This is a genomic window from Ruegeria sp. YTSC003, from assembly GCF_059609785.1.
On the sequence record NZ_JBXWMK010000015.1, the window covers coordinates 1 to 18,354 of the forward strand.

Annotated in this window: 13 protein-coding genes and 1 tRNA gene; 13 read left to right on the plus strand and 1 reads right to left on the minus strand. The window is 55.9% G+C overall.

All coding sequences use genetic code 11. From position 1 onward, the window contains the following. The 6 genes from AC2FFH_RS20675 to AC2FFH_RS20700 all read left to right on the plus strand — a co-directional run bounded on the left by AC2FFH_RS20675 (nucleotide 1) and on the right by AC2FFH_RS20700 (nucleotide 5,101). Nucleotides 1–77: transfer RNA gene (locus AC2FFH_RS20675), tRNA-Met, on the plus strand. 576 nt (nucleotides 78–653) lie between these two features. Beyond that, the gene (locus AC2FFH_RS20680) at nucleotides 654–827 is read left to right on the plus strand and encodes a hypothetical protein (protein ID WP_496742110.1); all 174 of its coding nucleotides are present in this window, start codon (nucleotides 654–656) and stop codon (nucleotides 825–827) included. A 903-nt stretch (nucleotides 828–1,730) separates the two neighbouring features. Next, nucleotides 1,731–2,174, plus strand: a complete 444-nt coding sequence (locus AC2FFH_RS20685; protein ID WP_496845234.1) for a hypothetical protein — start codon at nucleotides 1,731–1,733, stop codon at nucleotides 2,172–2,174. Between the two features lie 111 nt (nucleotides 2,175–2,285). Beyond that, nucleotides 2,286–3,017: a metallophosphoesterase family protein gene (locus tag AC2FFH_RS20690; protein WP_496769521.1), complete on the plus strand. Its 732-nt coding sequence runs from the start codon at nucleotides 2,286–2,288 to the stop codon at nucleotides 3,015–3,017. Between the two features lie 182 nt (nucleotides 3,018–3,199). Beyond that, nucleotides 3,200–4,648, plus strand: a complete 1,449-nt coding sequence (locus AC2FFH_RS20695; protein WP_496845235.1) for a mannose-1-phosphate guanylyltransferase/mannose-6-phosphate isomerase — start codon at nucleotides 3,200–3,202, stop codon at nucleotides 4,646–4,648. Nucleotides 4,649–4,834: 186 nt separating this feature from the next. After that, nucleotides 4,835–5,101 carry a spike base protein, RCAP_Rcc01079 family gene (locus AC2FFH_RS20700; protein WP_496769525.1) on the plus strand — a complete coding sequence of 89 codons (267 nt, stop codon included), beginning with the start codon at nucleotides 4,835–4,837 and terminating at the stop codon, nucleotides 5,099–5,101. A gap of 51 nt (nucleotides 5,102–5,152) precedes the next feature. Here AC2FFH_RS20700 and AC2FFH_RS20705 read toward each other — a convergent pair whose 3' ends face one another. Then, nucleotides 5,153–6,313, minus strand: a complete 1,161-nt coding sequence (locus AC2FFH_RS20705; protein ID WP_496845236.1) for a nucleotide sugar dehydrogenase — start codon at nucleotides 6,311–6,313, stop codon at nucleotides 5,153–5,155. Between the two features lie 412 nt (nucleotides 6,314–6,725). Here AC2FFH_RS20705 and AC2FFH_RS20710 point away from each other — a divergent pair, with 412 nt between their 5' ends. The 7 genes from AC2FFH_RS20710 to AC2FFH_RS20740 all read left to right on the plus strand — a co-directional run bounded on the left by AC2FFH_RS20710 (nucleotide 6,726) and on the right by AC2FFH_RS20740 (nucleotide 18,347). Continuing rightward, complete coding sequence (locus tag AC2FFH_RS20710; protein ID WP_496769531.1) at nucleotides 6,726–7,697, plus strand: alpha/beta hydrolase; 972 nt, start codon at nucleotides 6,726–6,728, stop codon at nucleotides 7,695–7,697. Nucleotides 7,698–7,866: 169 nt separating this feature from the next. Beyond that, a complete protein-coding gene (locus AC2FFH_RS20715; RefSeq protein ID WP_496736985.1) occupies nucleotides 7,867–9,447 on the plus strand; it encodes an ABC transporter substrate-binding protein in 1,581 nt (526 codons plus the stop codon). Between the two features lie 126 nt (nucleotides 9,448–9,573). Beyond that, nucleotides 9,574–11,139, plus strand: a complete 1,566-nt coding sequence (locus AC2FFH_RS20720) for an ABC transporter substrate-binding protein (protein WP_496736984.1) — start codon at nucleotides 9,574–9,576, stop codon at nucleotides 11,137–11,139. Between the two features lie 173 nt (nucleotides 11,140–11,312). Then, nucleotides 11,313–12,290 (plus strand): ABC transporter permease, encoded by a 978-nt coding sequence (locus tag AC2FFH_RS20725; RefSeq protein ID WP_496769536.1) that lies wholly within the window; start codon nucleotides 11,313–11,315, stop codon nucleotides 12,288–12,290. Further along, entirely contained in the window at nucleotides 12,287–13,237 is a 951-nt protein-coding gene (locus AC2FFH_RS20730; RefSeq protein ID WP_058273051.1) for an ABC transporter permease, read from the plus strand. The genes AC2FFH_RS20725 and AC2FFH_RS20730 overlap by 4 nt, the downstream gene beginning before the upstream one ends. Before the next feature lie 4 nt (nucleotides 13,238–13,241). Then, nucleotides 13,242–14,951, plus strand: coding sequence for an ABC transporter ATP-binding protein (locus AC2FFH_RS20735; protein ID WP_496769538.1), 1,710 nt, complete (start codon nucleotides 13,242–13,244; stop codon nucleotides 14,949–14,951). Between the two features lie 132 nt (nucleotides 14,952–15,083). Beyond that, on the plus strand, nucleotides 15,084–18,347 hold the full coding sequence (locus tag AC2FFH_RS20740) for an adenylate/guanylate cyclase domain-containing protein (RefSeq protein ID WP_496769540.1): 3,264 nt from the start codon (nucleotides 15,084–15,086) through the stop codon (nucleotides 18,345–18,347). Nucleotides 18,348–18,354 lie beyond the last annotated feature (7 nt).

Consider the following 18,354-nt stretch of genomic DNA (forward strand, 5'->3'; position numbering starts at 1 on the left):
CGCGGGATGGAGCAGCCCGGTAGCTCGTCAGGCTCATAACCTGAAGGTCGTAGGTTCAAATCCTACTCCCGCAACCAAACTTTAAGGTCGGATAATCCCAACGCAGCCCGGGCAGACTGCAATTGATCCCCCAGATCAATCGCTTAACGTCTCAAACTCGCCAGCCGAATAGCCTGCAACGTCGTAGGGCATCGTCAGGGCGTCGAAACGGGTTTTCCGTTGTAGCATGATGCTGTGTTGAGTCTGCCTGATCTGTCCCGCCTCATGGGTTTCAGTTTCCCGTGTTCCGTCGTCACCTATGCGTAAGCGTCCTATCGGGGCCCAGAAGCTCCACTTTCATTCTTTTCCAACCAGCTTAAGACTATCGAACAAGCGATTGGGGCAAGTTGATTGCGTCCGTCTATTGTATCATTTGCTGGACCGACAAAACTGATGGCAAAGTCATCTGGAAACAGGCCGGTTGGTTCGGCACGTCTCCATGTGCCTCTTTTAGGTCCCGGTACACAGTCTGGACAGAAATCGGAGAACTACGAATATCGAACTCCGTGCTAGAGAATTACCTGTATTTTACATACCCCTTGGCTGAGCACCTACCAGAATCGCGCGTTTTCAGGTATGAGTCCAAGCATTGATTTATTCTTTGAGGTAATGCCATGACCATTGTTCGCACCGTAATTGAGTACCGTGCTGCGCTCCGGGAGATTGAATACCTGTGGGATTCTGAGCCTGATACTGACGAAGGTAAGCGGCTGGAAGAGTACTTGTCCGCGGTCGAACACTACGAGCAGCTTTCCGATACGGCACCCGACAAGCAGGCCATTGCCTAAACCTGTGGCATCACATCGCCGTGAGTGCTGCTCACAGTTCTAGGAGAATAGAGATGAACAGGAACTACATAATAATCGCTGCAGTGATTGCTTTTGTCTTAGCTATCTTCATGATGAGGTCAGGCGACGAGGATGCAGGGGGTGATGAAGCTCCACCAGCTGCGGCTACGGAATAGGCGCATCTCGGGGTGGAGAGCGCCAATGCGTAAGTGTTGCATCTAACTCGTAAGAAATGATCTCCCTTATACATTGGGGGCGGTCCATATTGCCGCGTAGTGCCAATATGAAAAAAATTCCGCAGTCGGCCCAAACCAAACCTTGGACAAGTTCTCTTTGCCGCTGCGCGGCATCAGTCAAAACAGACGTTCGCACATTCGGCTATGCGCAAGTTGGTGGAACGCCACCAGGTGAACAACAAGCCACTTTATAGCTGATCATCTTTCTCAGACCCGTTTACGTCGCTTTTGAGATTTGAGAACGCTGACGAAGGATCGTTTGATCACCGCTTGGGCGGTAAAACCCATTTCATCCCGTCCGGCTTTTGGACGCGATTGAAAATTTCTTCTAATATGTCCTCCAAGTGCAATATGGGATTGAGTTGCTGCGCCGCTTTTGCCGATACGAACGAAGTCCCCACTGCATTTGTGAATCAGAGCTGAACCAACTCCGGTGATAGGCCGGTCGGCAATCAGAAAAGTTTAAGAAAAATATAGTTAAACATTTGATTTAAAACATAATTTAGACTTTTCCCACTCACAGGGAACGCACCACGCAGTTTTACCTCTGATCCGGTCCGCAACTGGAATTGGAGGCTTCGAAATGCTGGATAAAAGGAATCTCTTTCGCCCTCAGCGAGCGCCGGCCAGAGCAAATTGCAAACCTACGCACCGCGGAATCAAAGCTATGGTGGCGGCGCTGATTGCAGGATTACTGACTTCGGCGACTTCTGTCCCTTCGCCCACGTTAGCTGACGGGCTGATGGTTGTTGGCAGCAACCGAGGCGGATATCTGCATGACCGTTTGATCGAGATCGAAAACCTGCAAAAAAACGACATTCAGGTCGAAATTCGGGGACGTGTTTGCTTTTCGACCTGCACGATGTTTCTGGGCCTTCCTGGAACCTGTGTGAACCCTGACACGACATTTGGATTCCATGGACCTTCGCGCAGTGGTCGGCGGCTTGCTCCAGAAGACTTTGACTATTTCAGTCAGGTCATGGCGGCGTACCATCCAGAACCGCTCAGGACGTGGTTCATGGAAAAAGGGCGTAAGCGCATCAACGGCGTTTTCAGGATAAAAGGCACCGAGATCATCAGAATGGGAATTCCTGCCTGCCGGACCGCCTGAATGAAGCTTGCTTAGACCTGCGCGCAAATGTTAGACGCCTTGGGTCTTGACCACCGGCTCTTGAATTCAGTGCTAGCCGGTCGCAGTAGCCACTCAGGAGGCCCCCCTAACGTGCTGTCATCTCTGATTCAACGTTTCGGGCGACGCGCGGTCTTTGCCGCTCCGATGCCGGACAGGCCAACCTGTGTCATTGGTGATGTGCATGGTTGCATAAGACAGTTGCAGAATCTGTTACCTAAGATCCCAAGGGATCATCGGGTCATCCTTGTCGGAGATTATGTCGATCGTGGCGAAAACAGTGCTGACGTTCTGCGTCTGATCCAAAACCGCCCGGAATTCATCTGTCTGAAGGGAAACCACGAAGACATGATGTTGAATTTCCTGCGTGACCCTGAACAACATGGCCCGCGCTGGCTGCGCTATGGAGGTCTGCAGACGCTGGCTTCTTTTGATGTGCGGAACGTGCGCGCTGAAATGGCCGCTGCCGAGCTGGTTGCCTGCCGTGACAATCTGTTGGCGGAAATGGGACCAGAGCTGGTCCAATGGGTATCGGAACTAAGGGCCTTTGACTATTCCGGAAACGTTCTTGTGACGCATGCTGGTGCAAATCCGAATACGCCCGCCGATCAGCAACCCGAAAAAACCCTGATATGGGGCGACCCAGAATTTCGGACAACCGACAGGCGGGACGGAGTGTGGGTTGTTTACGGACACACAATTGTCGATCAACCTACAGTCCGGCGTGGACGGATTGCCGTGGATACCGGAGCCTTTGCCACCGGCGTATTAAGCGCGGTCTGCCTGGACGGTGGTGAGCCAACATTCATCAGTGCCGGCTCTTAGCGGGTTTAACGCAAATACACTGTTGAAAACACAAGGAAATTAAAAAGGTGCGCAGTTTCGGACCCTCACCGGCGTTCGTGGCGCGAGGCATCCTTTTTTTCGGTCAAACCAAGCCGGGCCTTGTCAGGTCATGACGGTTTCAATAGGAAAATTAGGAACCGCGTTAAATCATAGAGCTTTTTATGTTGATCTGTCCTGTCCTTCTTTGTGGAGGCTCCGGCACGCGCCTCTGGCCTTTTTCCCGAAAGAGCTACCCGAAGCAATTCGTTCCATTGGTCGGCGAAGAGACTCTGTTTCAGGCGTCTGCCCGCCGGTTGTCCGGAACAAACGCGGAATTGGAATTTGAATCGCCGGTGGTTCTGACCAACTCGGACTTTCGGTTCATTGTTGCGGAACAGCTGCAGGCCATCGGCATTGATCCCGGAACAATCATGATCGAACCTGAGGGTCGCAACACAGCGCCAGTGGTTCTTGCGGCGGCACTGTATGCTTATGCCAAGGATGAGGCCGCTGTATTGCTGGTTGCCCCTTCCGATCACGTTGTACCGGATGCTGCTGAATTTCAGGCTGCTGTTGCCCGTGGTCTGGAGGCGGTTGCACAAGGCAAACTGGTGACGTTTGGCATTACTCCGACACATGCGGAAACGGCGTATGGATATCTTGAGCTGGCCGCGGGTTCGGGCGGTGACGGAGCGCCTGTTCCGTTGAAGAAATTCGTCGAAAAGCCGAACTTGGCCCGTGCGACCGAAATGCTGGAGGCCGGGAATTACAAATGGAACGCGGGCATTTTCCTGTTTCGTGCGGCAGATATCATCGCAGCCTTCCAGGCCCATGCGCCCGATCTGATAAAACCGGTGAAGGAAGCGGTTGAAACAGCAACGCCGGACCTGGGGTTCCTGCGCCTCAACCCTGAAAGCTGGGCGCAGGCCGAAGACATTTCGATCGACTATGCCGTAATGGAAAAAGCAACAAACTTGTCGGTCGTGCCTTTCGGCGCTGCATGGTCGGACCTGGGCGGCTGGGACGCCGTATGGCGCGAAAGCGGCCCTGACGCACAAGGCGTGGTGACCAGCGGGGGCGCAACAGCGATTGATTGCCACAACACCCTTTTGCGGTCGGATAGCGAGCAGCTGGAAATCGTGGGTATCGGACTGGACAATATCATCGCTGTCGCGATGAATGATGCGGTTTTGGTTGCCGATGCATCGCGGGCGCAAGACGTCAAAAAGGCGGTGAGCGCGCTTAAGGAAAAAAACGCGCCCCAGGCGACGGAATTCCCAAAGGACCACCGCCCGTGGGGGTGGTTCGAAAGCCTGGTGGTTGGCGAGCGGTTTCAGGTGAAGCGTATCCATGTGCACCCTGGTGCATCGCTGAGCCTGCAATGCCATTTCCACCGTTCCGAACACTGGATTGTTGTCGAGGGTACCGCCCGTGTGACAATCGATGATCGTGAGCAATTGGTGACCGAAAACCAGTCTGTCTATATCCCTCTCGGGGCCACGCACCGGATGGAGAATCCGGGAAAGGTTCCGATGGTCCTGATTGAAGTGCAGACCGGCACATATCTGGGTGAGGATGATATTGTGCGCTACGAAGACAAATACGCGCGGGGGCAGGGGGCCAAAGGCTGAACCGCGCCTGAAGTTTCAGTGTAATGTTCATTCAAAACTGCGCGGCAAGGATCAAGTACTCCGCCGCGCAATTTTTCTTTGCGCGGGGGGGGGGCTGACGGCGCAACGCGCGGTGCGCTGGCGGATCGTTAAACTGATAATCCTAACGTGCCGCTGACTGACACAGACAGCGAGACATGAATCAAGATGACCAACCCATTCAGCAACCGAGCCTCCAGCCTGTCCGGCCCTGCGCGTGACATTGTTCCCGTTGTCGCTTCGGACAATTCGGATCTGGCCGATGTAGCAATCGGTCTCTACGTCGAATTCGGCGGAGCGATTGTTCTGACCACCGTTCGGGGCGAAACCCGTACAGTTCAGGTGTCGGACTTTTCGATCCTGCCGGTGGGGACAACGCGTGTACATGCAACCGGAACTACAGCGTCCGGTATCCATGCGATGGTATTGGCCTAAACGCAGGTCAATCAAGTCAAGGTTCGAAGGCGCGCAGCCAGTGACAACCGTTTAGTCTGCGCCAAACAAATCCCGGGTAAACACCTTGCCCGCGACATCCTCAAGTTCGGGGCTGTGCCGGTTGGCAACGATCAAATCGGCTTCGGACTTAAAGGCTTCGAGATCCCGCACGACACGAGACCGGAAAAACTCCTCCCCCTCCAGCGCCGGTTCATAAACAATGACCTCGACTCCCTTGGCTTTCAGTCGCTTCATGATCCCTTGGATCGAGGACTGACGGAAATTGTCGCTGCCCACTTTCATGACCAACCGGTGAATACCAACGACGCGCGGGCCTCGCATCAGAATCTGATCGGCCAAAAAATCCTTTCGCGTCCGATTTGCGTCCACGATGGCGCGAATGAGGTTTTGCGGAACATGGTTGTAGTTGGCCAAAAGCTGTTTGGTGTCTTTTGGCAGGCAATAGCCTCCATACCCGAAGGAAGGGTTGTTGTAATGGCCACCAATGCGCGGATCCAGTGAAACGCCTTCGATGATCTGGCGGGTGTTCATGCCACCAGCCATTGCGTAACTGTCGAGCTCGTTGAAAAAGGCCACTCGCATGGCGAGGTAGGTGTTGGAAAACAGCTTGATCGCCTCGGCCTCATCCGGGTCGGTGAACAGGACGTCCACATCTTTGGTCACGGCACCTTCCAGCAAAAGCTCGGCAAACACCCGCGCCCGGTCCGAACGTTCGCCGACGATCACGCGGGACGGGTGGAGGTTGTCATAAAGCGCTCGCCCTTCACGCAGGAACTCCGGTGAGAAAATGAAATTGTCGCTGTCCAGATCGGCGCGCAGCGCCTGAATATACCCCACTGGGATCGTCGATTTGATGATGATCGTGGCCTTGGGGTTGATCGCGTTCACTTGCCGGGCAACGGCTTCGACGCTTGAGGTGTCGAAGTAGTTGGATTTGGCATCATAATTCGTCGGGGTCGCCACGATCACAAACTCGGCGTCTTCGAAGGCCGGTTCTGTGGTTGCCCTGATCGAAAGGGCTCGGTTTGCAAGAAAGTCTTCCAGTTCGGCATCAACGATGGGGCACTGGCCGGAATTGACCATTTCAACCCGCTCTTTTGAAATGTCGATTGCAGTGACATCGTGGTTTTGAGCCAATAGCACCGCATTGGACAATCCCACATATCCGAGACCTACAACTGCAATCTTCATTCCTTTGCCCTCATACTCGCAAACCGGTGTGTACTTCACCTGCTTTATTGCTTGCCGATTGTAAATGCGGGTGTGTGTGCCGAAAACCCCATCGTTACGAAATTATTCGAGGTTCCGATCCGTTGGATGCAGGTCCGAACCAAATGCTGGCCATCTAAGGCGTTCGTTCTGATCTGAGGCGCTTCAAGCCAAGTCAGTTCCATGACTCCAAATGAGATGAAATCAATCAAGATACTGAAAAAAAACAATTTAGTGGTAATGATAATAATATGGATGATTTTCTGGAATTCGGCATTCTCAGGTTGAAGCTGGTATGATAACGGTCAGCCAACACTTGATTTAGGAGATTCAGGATGATCAAAGCGTCTCTTCTCTTGTTAGGCTGATTCCATCCTGAAAAAGAGGGGGTTTCATGCTTTTTATCACGAACAGATTTCCGACCCAGAGTATTCGCACCCGTAAAGGACGCCGTTTTACCTTTGATCTGGACAATAACGCGCCTTCAAACTCGGTGTTTTACTGTGAAAAGGGCGAAGATGAGCATCACACCGAAATCACCAGTAAAGAGCTGCTGCGGCGTGTGCGTGACAACAATTGCCGCCAGATCCTGCTGTATCTTCACGGGTTCAACAACCTGCCGGAGGATGTGTTCGAAACCACGGCTGAGCTTCAGCGTCTGTGCGATCAGGCCAAACCCAGTGAAGTGATGGTGTTACCCCTGATCTGGCCCAGCGACGCCAAGCAAGGGATCGTTCAGAAATACTGGGATGACCAGAAATCCGCGGACCAAAGCGGGTTTTCCTTTGCGCGGGTGCTGGAGCGATTTCTGGAATGGCGCAACAGTGAGGATAACGAGCCCGAAATCGCCCCCTGTCTGAAACGGATCAACCTTCTGGCGCATTCGATGGGCAATCGGGTTTTGCGCCAAACGCTGATAGAATGGGATCGGTACGATCTGGCGTCGGGCGTGCCCCTGTTGTTTCGCAATACCTTCATGGTCGCTGCAGATGTCGTTAATGAATCCGTGCATGAAAATGAGCCCGGTGTGCTGGTCAGCCATGCTTCGCGGAATGTGGTTGTCTATTTCGCCTCTGACGATCTGGCGTTGCGGGCCAGTAAGGCTGCGAACCTCAAGAACAAAGTTGCGTCTCGCCGGTTGGGTCATACCGGGCCAGAGAACATCGACCGAACCCCGCACAACATATTTCAGGTTGATTGCGACGATATCAATACGGCCTATGACACGCCTACCGGCCACAAATATTTTGGTCCGGTTTCGCCGGGTGGCGAGGCGGGCCTTGTGTTCCGGCATATTTTTCAATGCGTCCAATCCGGGCGCGTTTTCCCGGATGATCCGCATCAGCGCTCGGTCATTTTGCGCTGAATCAGGCGTTCGCGATATGTCGGCTTTTCAAATTTGATCAGAAATCCAAATAGTTCACAATCTGGTGTTGCAACCTTCAGAATGATCTGGATGATCAGCACTACCAAGACCGGCAAAACCGGTCTGCCGTTTCATGGAACGGTACTAACGAAAAAACGGGGAGATTATAATGATCCTGAAGAACCTGATGATCGCTGCCAGTGCGACCGCATTGATGGCGGGTGCCGCATCGGCGGAAACGCTGCGATGGGCGCGTGCTGGTGACGCGCTGACGCTGGATCCGCACTCGCAAAACGAAGGCCCGTCACACACAATACGTCACCAGATGTACGAGCCGCTGATCATCCGCGACGTAACAGGCGCGTTTGAACCTGCACTGGCGACCGAGTGGGGTCCCAAGGCTGATGACCCGAATGTCTGGGTCTTCAAGCTGCGCGAGGGTGTGAAATTCCATGACGGCGCAGACTTCAACGCCGAAGACGTGGTGTTCAGCTTTGAACGGGCCAAGCAACCCAATTCCGACATGAAAGAGCTGATCGGCTCGATCACCGAAGTGCGTGCGGTTGACGATTATACCGTCGAGATCGTCACAGACGGTCCGAACCCGATCCTGCCATCGAACCTGACCAACCTGTTCATTCTGGACAAGGGCTGGGCCGAGGCGAATGACACAGTCAATGTGCAGGATTTCGAAGGCGGCGAGATCACCTATGCCACCACCAATGCCAACGGTACGGGGCCTTATGTCCTTCAAAGCCGCGAGCCTGACGTCAAAACCGTGATGGTGCGCAACGACAACTATTGGGGCATCGGCCAGTTCCCCATGGAAGTGACCGAGATTGTCTATACCCCGATCCAGAACGCTGCGACCCGTGTCGCGGCGATGTTGTCGGGTGAGGTGAACTTCCTGCAGGATATGCCGGTGCAAGACATTGACCGCGTCAATGGTGCCGATGGCCTGATGGTCAAGCAAGCCCCACAGAACCGTGTGATCTTCTTTGGCATGAACCAGGGTGCGGACGATATCGAAGCAGACAACGTAGACGGCAAGAATCCTCTGGCCGATGTGCGTGTGCGTCAGGCGATGTCGATGGCGATCAACCGTGATGCGATCAAGCAGGTCGTGATGCGCGGCCAATCGCAGCCTGCGGGCATGATCGCACCGCCATTCGTGAACGGCTGGACCGAAGCGATGGACGGCGAATCCGCCACTAATCTGGAAAAAGCCAAGGAACTGATGGCAGAGGCAGGTTATGCCGATGGCTTCTCGCTCCGGTTGGACTGCCCGAATGATCGATACATCAACGATGAAGGGATCTGTCAGGCGGCCGTTGGGATGTTGGGCCAGATCGGCGTGACCGTGAATCTGGACGCAAAGCCCAAGGCCCAGCACTTCCCGCTGATCACCGACGGCAAGACAGATTTCTACATGCTGGGTTGGGGTGTTCCGACATATGACTCGGAATACATCTTCAACTTCCTTGTCCACGGTCGCGAAGACGACATCGGCACATGGAACGGAACCGGCTATCAGGACGACGCGCTGGACTCGAAGATCAAGTCGCTCGCCTCGAACACCGACCTGGACGCCCGGAATGCCGACATCGCCGACATCTGGCGTGTCGTGCAGGATGAGGCGCTTTACATCCCCATTCATCACCAGGTTCTGAACTGGGGTATGGCTGACGGCGTCGGCATCGAAGTGGATGCCGAAGACCAGCCCAAGGTCAAATACTTCACCATTAAGTAAGTCAAAACCTTTGACGATCAGACAGGGCGCGATTTTCGCGCCCTGTTTTTTGTTGCGATCTGAGATTTCCTTGCGCATGCGGCAAAAACCAAGAAAACTCGACCACAGAAACAGGGAGACATAACAATGATCCTCAGGAACAGCGCCATTGGCATTGCAATGCTGGCTGCCACCAGTGTTCAAGCTGCAGATTTCAAATGGGCCTCCACCACGGACCCGCAAACCATGGACCCGCACGCGGTCAATTCGGCTCCGGTTCTGGGATTTCTTAACAACGTCTACGAAGGGCTAGTCCGGCGCGACAAGGACATGAGCGTTCAGCCCGCCCTGGCTGTCAGCTGGGAGCCGATTGGCGAAGGCGACGGCTGGCGCTTCAAGCTGCGTGAGGGTGTGACCTTTCACGATGGCAGTACCTTTGATGCGCAGGACGTTCTGTTCAGCTATCAGCGTGCCTCGGGCGAAGCCGCGGATACGCGAAGCTGGTTTGCGCCGGTCAGTGAGGTGATCGTGGTCGACGATTATACTGTCGATATCATGACGACCGCGCCGAACCCGTTGTTTCCATCCTCGATTGCCAACTGGATGATCATGGATCAAGGCTGGACCGAGGCGAATGATGCCGCCGTCCCAGACAAAGAGGCCGGCAATTATGCGACGATCAATGCCAATGGCACCGGTGCATTCAAAGTCACCGAGCGCGAGCCGGGTCTGAAAACCGTACTGGAACCTCACCAGGGCTGGTGGGGAGATGTCGAACACAATATCACCCGCGCCGAGTTTAACCCGATCCAGAACCCTGCGACCGCCGTTGCGGCGCTGTTGTCGGGCGATGTGGATATGATCAACCCGGTGCCAATCCAGGACGTCGCGCGCCTGCAAGAAGACAGTGATGTCGAAGTCATCAAGGGGATCGAGGCCCGCGTGATCATGCTGGGCTTTGATCACGAGGCTGAGACGCTGAAATATACCGACGATGAGGGCAAACCCAATCCGTTCCGCGACCCGCGCGTCCGCAAGGCGGTGGCGCAGGCGGTGAATGTCGATGCCATTCTGGCCACCATCATGCGCGGCAATGCCGAAGCGGCCTCGCAATTGGTGAGCCCGGCCATGAGCGGTTATTCCGCGGCTCATGCCGATCGTCCCGCATTTGATGTCGAGGGTGCCAAGGCTTTGCTGGCCGAGGCAGGCTACGCCGATGGGTTCTCATTTGGACTGAAATGCCCCAATGACCGCTATCTGAACGACGAAGCGGTGTGTCAGGCCGTAGTCAGCATGCTGGCCCAGATCGGGATCACGGCCGAGCTGGAAGCGATGCCTGTGCGCAATTACTGGCCTGAGCTGCGTGAAGATAACTATGACATGTACCTGCTGGGCTGGAGTCCCGGCACATTTGACGCCGAGCACCCTGTTCGGTTCCTTGTCGCGACGCCAAACGAAGAGAAAAAGCTGGGCAGCTGGAACTTCGGCGGCTTCTCGAACGCACGCGTGGATGAACTGCTTCCTGCCATCCAATCCGAGCTGGATGAGACGAAGCGTCAGGCCATGCTGGACGAAGTGGCTAAGATCATTCAGGACGAACAGGTCTATGTGCCCATGTATGTGCAGCCACTGGTCTGGGGCACGCGCAGCAATGTCGAGCTGACACAGCGCCCGGACAACTTCTTTTTGCTGCGCTGGGTGACGGTGAACTGAAGACGCTTGAAACTTGGATTGGCGAGGGCCGGTTCGGCACCGCCAATCCGCATTAAACCCTGCTTAAAACCAATGACGCAGGAAATAAGGATCGCTTTGATACCTTCCCGTTGGCGATACCTTGACCATCCGGTCGACGCGTGCATAGAGAAGCGGATCAATGGGGAAAGTGAATGTTCGCATATATCGTCCGAAGGATGTTCCAGTCCGTGATCGTACTGCTGGTCGTGGGTCTGGTCGCATTTTCTATGTTCCGGTTTGTCGGCGATCCGATCGACAACATGCTGGGTCAGGAGCGTACGCAAGCCGATATCGACCGGCTGCGGGCTGAACTGGGGCTGGATCAGCCTTTTCCGGTTCAGTACTACAAGTTCCTGAAAAATGCCGTTCAAGGCAATTTTGGCGTGTCTTATCGTCAGGGACGTCCTGTCTCGACCATCATAGCCGAGCGCGCGCCGGCCACACTGGAACTGGCTTTTGTTTCCGGCTTTCTGGCAATCACCATGGGGATTGCGCTGGGCGTGTTCACAGCCATCCGACGACAAGGGATTGCTGCGAATGTCATCATGACCGTTTCCCTGATCGGGGTGTCCCTGCCGACCTTCCTGATCGGGATCTTATTGATCTACATTTTCTCGGTTGAATTAGACCTCTTACCCAGCTTCGGGAGGGGCGAGACCGTTATGATTGGCAACTGGTCCACCGGCTTCTTGACGACTTCTGGCCTCAAGGCGCTGATCCTGCCCGCGATTACGCTGGGTCTGTATCAGATGACCCTGATCATGCGCCTGGTCCGGTCGGAAATGCTTGAGGTGTTGCGCGCCGATTATGTCCGGTTTGCACGCGCTCGCGGTTTGTCGGACCGGGTGATCAACTTCCGCCACGCGCTTAAGAACACTATGGTTCCCGTGATCACGATCACCGGTCTGCAGCTGGGCTCGATCATCGCGTTCGCCATCATCACCGAGACGGTGTTCCAGTGGCCGGGCGTTGGCCTGCTGTTCATCAACGCGATCCAGTTTGTCGATATCCCTGTCATGGCCGCTTATCTGATGTTGATTTCGGTCATGTTCGTTTCGATCAACCTGATCGTCGATCTTCTTTATTATGCCATTGACCCGCGCCTGCGTGTCGACGCGAGGGCCACATGACCGATACCATCGAAACCCCGACCGCCCCCACCAAATCGCGATTTGCCAAGTTCTGGGACAGCGATTTTGCGTGGTCCTTCCGGCATTCTCCTGTTGCGTTGATCGCCTCACTGGTGGTGCTGATCCTTTTGCTGGCTGCCGTTTTTGCCCCGGTCATCGCGCCCTATAATCCGTTCGATCCGGCATCGCTGAACCTGATGAACGGCTTTACGCCGCCGGGCACGCCCAATGCCTTTACGCAGGAAACCTTCTTTTTGGGGACCGACGATCAGGGACGCGACGTATTCTCGACCATTCTATATGGCATGCGCATCTCATTGTTTGTTGGCGTGTCAGCGGTGATGCTGGCGCTGATCATCGGTGTCATCCTTGGGCTGGTTGCGGCGTATTTTGGCGGTTGGGTCGAAACGCTCATCATGCGAATTGCCGATGTGCAGCTGACTTTCCCGGCCATTCTGGTTGCGATGCTCATCTTTGGTATCGCCAAGGGGGTTACGCCCCCCGAATACCGCAACGAGATGGCGATTTATGTTCTGATCATCGCGATTGCCCTGTCTGATTGGGTGCAATTTGCGCGGGTCGTACGCGGCGCTGCGCTGGTGGAAAAGAACAAGGAATACGTACAGGCCGCCCGTCTGATCGGGCGCGGGCCAATTCCGATCATGTTCCGCCATATACTGCCCAACGTCCTCAGCCCGGTTCTGGTTATTGCCACGATTTCGCTGGCGCTGGCGATTATCGCCGAGGCGACGCTCAGCTTTCTGGGCGTGGGTGCACCGCCGACCCAGCCGTCGCTGGGAACACTGATCCGTATCGGGCAGGGCTTCCTGTTCTCGGGTGAGTGGTGGATCCTGTTCTTCCCGGCCTGCACCCTTTTGGCGCTGGCCCTGTCTGTCAACCTCCTGGGCGACTGGCTGCGCGACGCGCTGAACCCCAAGCTGCGGTGATTACATGAGCCTTCTGACGATCAACGACCTGACGGTCGAATTCCCGACGCGCCGCCAACTGTTCACCGCTGTGGACCACGTGGACCTGTCCGTTGAACCGGGCGAAATCCACGGTCTGGTCGGCGAATCCGGTGCGGGCAAATCCACAATCGGAGCGGCCATCATGGGTCTGCTGGACCGGCCCGGCCGGATTGCCAGCGGCACCATCAAGCTGAGCGGTGACCAGATCAGCGGCCTGGATGCAGTCGCAATGCGCGGCCTGCGCGGCAAAAAAATCTCGATGATCTTCCAGGATCCTCTGACCTCGTTGAACCCGCTGTTCACCGTGCGCGAACAGCTGACCGAGACGATCCAGGCCCATCTGGGCGGAACGGATGCCGAGGCGAACAAGCGTGCCCGTGATCTGATCGACCGGGTGGGCATTCCTGACCCGGACACGCGGTTAGACCAATATCCGCACCAGTTCTCAGGCGGGATGCGGCAGCGTGTTGTGATCGCTCTTGCGCTGTGCACCGAGCCAGACGTGATTATCGCGGATGAACCGACCACGGCGCTGGACGTGTCCGTTCAGGCGCAGATCCTGGACTTGATCAAGGAACTGGCGCAAGAACGGCAGGTCGGCGTTATCCTGATCACCCACGACATGGGCGTGATCGCGGATACCACGGACAAGGTGACGGTTATGTATGCGGGTAAGGTGGTGGAAACCGGCCCGACGTCTCAAGTCATGGGTCAGCCCACGCACGAATACACCAAGTCACTGATCGCCGCTGTCCCGCGCCCCACGTTGAAACTGCACCGCTTCCCGCAGATCAGCTATGGAGGGCGTGAGACCCGTTTTGCCATCGACGATATGGCCCGGCACTGGCCCAAGGTGGACAATGACACCAGCAAACCGGTGTTCGAGATTCGCAATCTGACCAAGAAGTTCCTGCAGCGCAAAGGCCTGCTGCCGTGGGACCGCACTTATTTCACTGCCGTTGACGATGTCAGCTTTGACATTCGTGCGGGTGAGGTATTCGGGGTCGTGGGTGAATCCGGCTCTGGCAAGTCTACCATCGCGCGGATGATCGCGGGGCTGTACCCCGTTGATGGCGGTACGATCACCTTTGAGGGGCAGGTGGTCAGTGATCTGACCAACAGGGCCGCGTTGGATGCGTATCGCAAAAACATTCAGATGATCTTTCAGGACCCTTATTCGTCGCTGAACCCCCGGATGCGGGTAGACGATATCGTGGCCGAACCAATCCGTCATCACAAGCTGATGGAAGGGTCCGATGTAAAACGCCGCGTGGACGAATTGCTGGATCAGGTGGGACTGGGCCATGAGGCCGGGCTGAAATTCCCGCACGAATTCTCAGGCGGTCAACGGCAGCGTATTTCGATTGCCCGTGCTTTGGCGACACAGCCGCGGTTCTTGATCTGTGACGAACCAACCAGCGCCCTGGACGTGTCCATTCAGGCACAGATCCTGAACATCCTGAAAGACCTACAGGAACATCTGGGCTTGACGTTGCTGTTTATCAGCCACGACCTGCCGGTGGTACGTCAAATGTGCGACCGGGTGGCCGTGATGAAGCAGGGCAAGGTGGTTGAGTTGCAGGAAACCAACGAACTCTTCGCCAACCCGCAGACCGAATATGCAAGCGAGCTGCTGCGGTTGATGCCGAAACTCGACGATCTGTCGACGGATGGGCTAGAGGCCGAGACCTAATTCCAAAGACCCAATTGCCCGTCACTCGGGCAATTGGGTGTGCATATACATTAAAATATTCAAACTTTGCAGACTCATCCGGGTTTGTTGTGCTACGTCTGTCTTTGGAGTTGGGGGCTTCAGAGGGGCGAAATGTCTCAGGACCTTAGGGACTGGCTAAGCGCACTTGGATTATCTGACTACGCGCAAGCCTTTTTGGATAACAAAATTGATTTTGGAATTTTACCCGATTTGACGGGTGAAGACCTGATCGAAATCGGAGTCACTGCTGTCGGCGACCGTCGGCGGCTTTTGCGCGCGATTGCCGAGCTTGAGACGTTCGAAATTGCCCCGCCATTTCAGCCTCAGGAATCCCTGGAGCCTGCGAAACGGCAGGTAACGGTCATGTTCGCCGATCTGACCGGATTTACTCGTTTGACCAGCGAACTGGATGCCGAAGACATGCACGCGCTGCTCAACGCGTTTTTCACCAGGGTGGACAAGGTCGTCGAAAAATACGGTGGCCGGATCGACAAGCATATTGGCGATGCGGTCATGGCAGTGTTCGGCGCGCCGATCTCGCACACGAATGATACCGAACGGGCCGCGCGGGCAGCACTGGAAATTCACACGGTTCTGCCTGGCCTGAACCCTCCGCTGACCTGCCATATCGGGATTGCATCAGGGCAGGTTATTGCCAGTACAACAGGCAGTCAGGCGCATACGGAATACACCGTGACCGGTGATGGTGTGAACCTGGCCTCGCGCATCACTGACATGGCGGCGCCGGGGGAAACTTTGGTTTCACATGACATTCAGCGTGCGTTAGGGCCGCTTTTTGTTGGTGAGTCGATGGGCGAAAAGGCAATCAAAGGCCTTGGTGATCCGGTTGAGCTGTGGCGGCTGGACCGGATGGCGCGCAACATCCGGTCGCGCAGGCATCGCTTTGTGGGCCGCGAGCGAGAGCTGTCCCTGTTTTCGGCAACGTTCGATCGATGCCAGCGGCACGGTAAGGGTGAAGTCCATATCGTACTGGGCGAGCCGGGTATTGGCAAAACGCACCTGTCGGAACAGGTGGCTGAGCTGGCCGACAGCCTGTCTTATTCCATCCACAATGGCGTGGTCATGGATTTCGGCGCGCGCGAGGGGCATTCAGCCATCCAATCCGTGACACGCAGTATTCTTGGGCTGGAGCCGACGGATGATACGGAAACCTGTGCATCTGTCGCGAAGGATGCAATTAGCAAGGGTTGGGTAACAGCGGCGAATGCCGCGCACCTGAATGCCCTGCTAGAGCTTGAACAAGACCCCGGTCTGGCCGAGGTCTATGCGGTGATGGACAATGCAACCCGTCTGCGGGGGCGACGTCAGGTTATAGACGACCTGATTTCGGCCCGCAGCCAAAAAACGCCTTTGTTGATCCATATCGAGGATATCCACTGGGCTTCACCCGAGATCCTGACAGCTTGCGCCCATATCGCGGCGATGACGCGCAATCTGCCCTGCGTGTTGCTAATGACCAGCCGCGTGGAAGGCGATCCGATCGACCGCGAATGGCAACTTGCGACGGATGGTGCCCTGATATCCAAGCTGGAACTGGCGCCAATGGGGGACGAACAAGCCCGACAACTGGTCGAAGAGTTCACCGGGATCGACCCGGAACTGTTAGACGCCTGCGTGAAACGCGCCGGAGGCAATCCGCTGTTTCTTGAACAGTTATTGCGCAATATCGATGTGCTGAAACAGGAATCCGTTCCCGGCAGCATTCAGGGCATTGTTCAGTCCCGTCTGGATTCGCTGGACCGGACCAGCCGAACGTCGATTCAGGCGGCATCCGTGCTGGGGCAGAGGTTCTCGCCCGAAGTTTTGAATTTTGTTCTGGGTGAAGGGCATCTGGATACCTCGACCCTGATCCGCTCTGCCCTGATCCGCGAGGCTGAGGCCGATCTGATGTTTGCCCACGCGCTGATCCGCGACGGATCTTATGCAACTTTGGTGAAATCTGAACGCGCCCGCCTGCATCGTCAGGCCGCGAGTTGGTTTGAGGACCGTGACGCCACTCTGCGGGCACAGCATCTGGATCGCGCGGGTGCGACCCATGCGGCCCAGGCTTATCTGGAAGCCGCGGACAAGCTGATACAGGTTTTTCAGTTCGACGATGCCAGCCCGTTGATCGAACGGGGGCTGGAACTGCCAGCACCCGCAGGGGTTCGCTTTGATCTGTTCTGCGCCCGGGGTGAGACGCACCGGTTGCAGGGCCTGTCCAATGATGCCCTGCGTGAATTCAAAGAGGCCGCAGAATTGGCCGAGACGGATGAACAAATCTGCCGGGCGCAAATCGGCTTGGCGCAGGCCGCGCGGCAGGCCAGCCTGTATCAGGAAGCTCTGGAAAGTCTGGACATTGCCGAGGCAGCTGCGGAACGCTGCGGGTCTGACCGCGACATTGCTCAGATCAACTATGTGCGCGGCAATGTATACTTCCCGCTGGGGCAGGTGACAAAGGCGCTTGAGAGTAACGAAAAGGCTCTAACACTGGCCAGAAAGCTTGAATCCGCGCGACTTGAGGTTGGTGCGCTCAGTGGATTTGGCGATGCCAATTTCATGAATGCCACGATGCAAACTGCGACAGGGTTCTACACGCAGGCAGTCGAACGGGCGCGAGAAAAGGGTTTGGTCCGCGATCTGGCCGCGAACCTGCACAATCTGAGCGTCGCGCGCAGCTATACCGGTGATGTAGCGCAAGGAAAGTTGGATGCGCAGGAAGCCATTGAAGTGTCACAGAAGTACTTCGCCTTTGTCCCAGAATGCGTGGCGCAGACCTGTTTGGGCGTTGCGCACACTTTCTTAGGGGAAATAGATCAGGCGTTGGACGTCTTTACCCTGTCTGCCGAGATCGCGAACCGCGTTGGAGCGAAACGCCTAGAGGCGCAGGCGCTGGAACATCTTGCCCGCACGCAGGTTTATGCCGGGCAGCTGGAACAGGCGCGTGAAACCGGTCGCCGCGCGGTCGGCATTGCCCTTGAACACGGTCGGAATTTCGTCGGACCAAAAGCGCTGTCAGCTTTGGCCATGGCCGAAGAGGACCCCGCGACGCAAGATGATAACCTAAAGCTTGGCGAGAAGATCATCGCCGAAGGCTGTGTTGGCCATAGCCATCTTCATTTCTATACGGACGCCGCTGCCGTCATGCTGGCGCGAAAGCAGTGGGACGAAGCCACGCGATACGCGGATGCCCTGGCAGCTTTCACTGCAGATGAGCCTTTGCCGATGGTCGATCTGTCGATCCTGCAGGCTCGAACACTGGCTGAATGTGGGGGTTGGGGTATTCCTTTGACGGCACATGAAGGATTCGATGAATTGAAGGCGCGGTTTCAGGACCTGGGCATCAAACAATCGCTGGTCGGGCCGCTGGACTAATCAGGTG

Coding starts and splice junctions, on each gene's coding strand:
- AC2FFH_RS20725 (WP_496769536.1), top strand. CDS start 11,313: ATGTTCGCATATATCGTCCGAAGGATGTTCCAGTCCGTGATCGTACTG.
- AC2FFH_RS20680 (WP_496742110.1), top strand. CDS start 654: ATGACCATTGTTCGCACCGTAATTGAGTACCGTGCTGCGCTCCGGGAG.
- AC2FFH_RS20740 (WP_496769540.1), top strand. CDS start 15,084: ATGTCTCAGGACCTTAGGGACTGGCTAAGCGCACTTGGATTATCTGAC.
- AC2FFH_RS20735 (WP_496769538.1), top strand. CDS start 13,242: ATGAGCCTTCTGACGATCAACGACCTGACGGTCGAATTCCCGACGCGC.
- AC2FFH_RS20685 (WP_496845234.1), top strand. CDS start 1,731: ATGGTGGCGGCGCTGATTGCAGGATTACTGACTTCGGCGACTTCTGTC.
- AC2FFH_RS20695 (WP_496845235.1), top strand. CDS start 3,200: ATGTTGATCTGTCCTGTCCTTCTTTGTGGAGGCTCCGGCACGCGCCTC.
- AC2FFH_RS20710 (WP_496769531.1), top strand. CDS start 6,726: ATGCTTTTTATCACGAACAGATTTCCGACCCAGAGTATTCGCACCCGT.
- AC2FFH_RS20700 (WP_496769525.1), top strand. CDS start 4,835: ATGACCAACCCATTCAGCAACCGAGCCTCCAGCCTGTCCGGCCCTGCG.
- AC2FFH_RS20720 (WP_496736984.1), top strand. CDS start 9,574: ATGATCCTCAGGAACAGCGCCATTGGCATTGCAATGCTGGCTGCCACC.
- AC2FFH_RS20705 (WP_496845236.1), bottom strand. CDS start 6,313: ATGAAGATTGCAGTTGTAGGTCTCGGATATGTGGGATTGTCCAATGCG.
- AC2FFH_RS20715 (WP_496736985.1), top strand. CDS start 7,867: ATGATCCTGAAGAACCTGATGATCGCTGCCAGTGCGACCGCATTGATG.
- AC2FFH_RS20730 (WP_058273051.1), top strand. CDS start 12,287: ATGACCGATACCATCGAAACCCCGACCGCCCCCACCAAATCGCGATTT.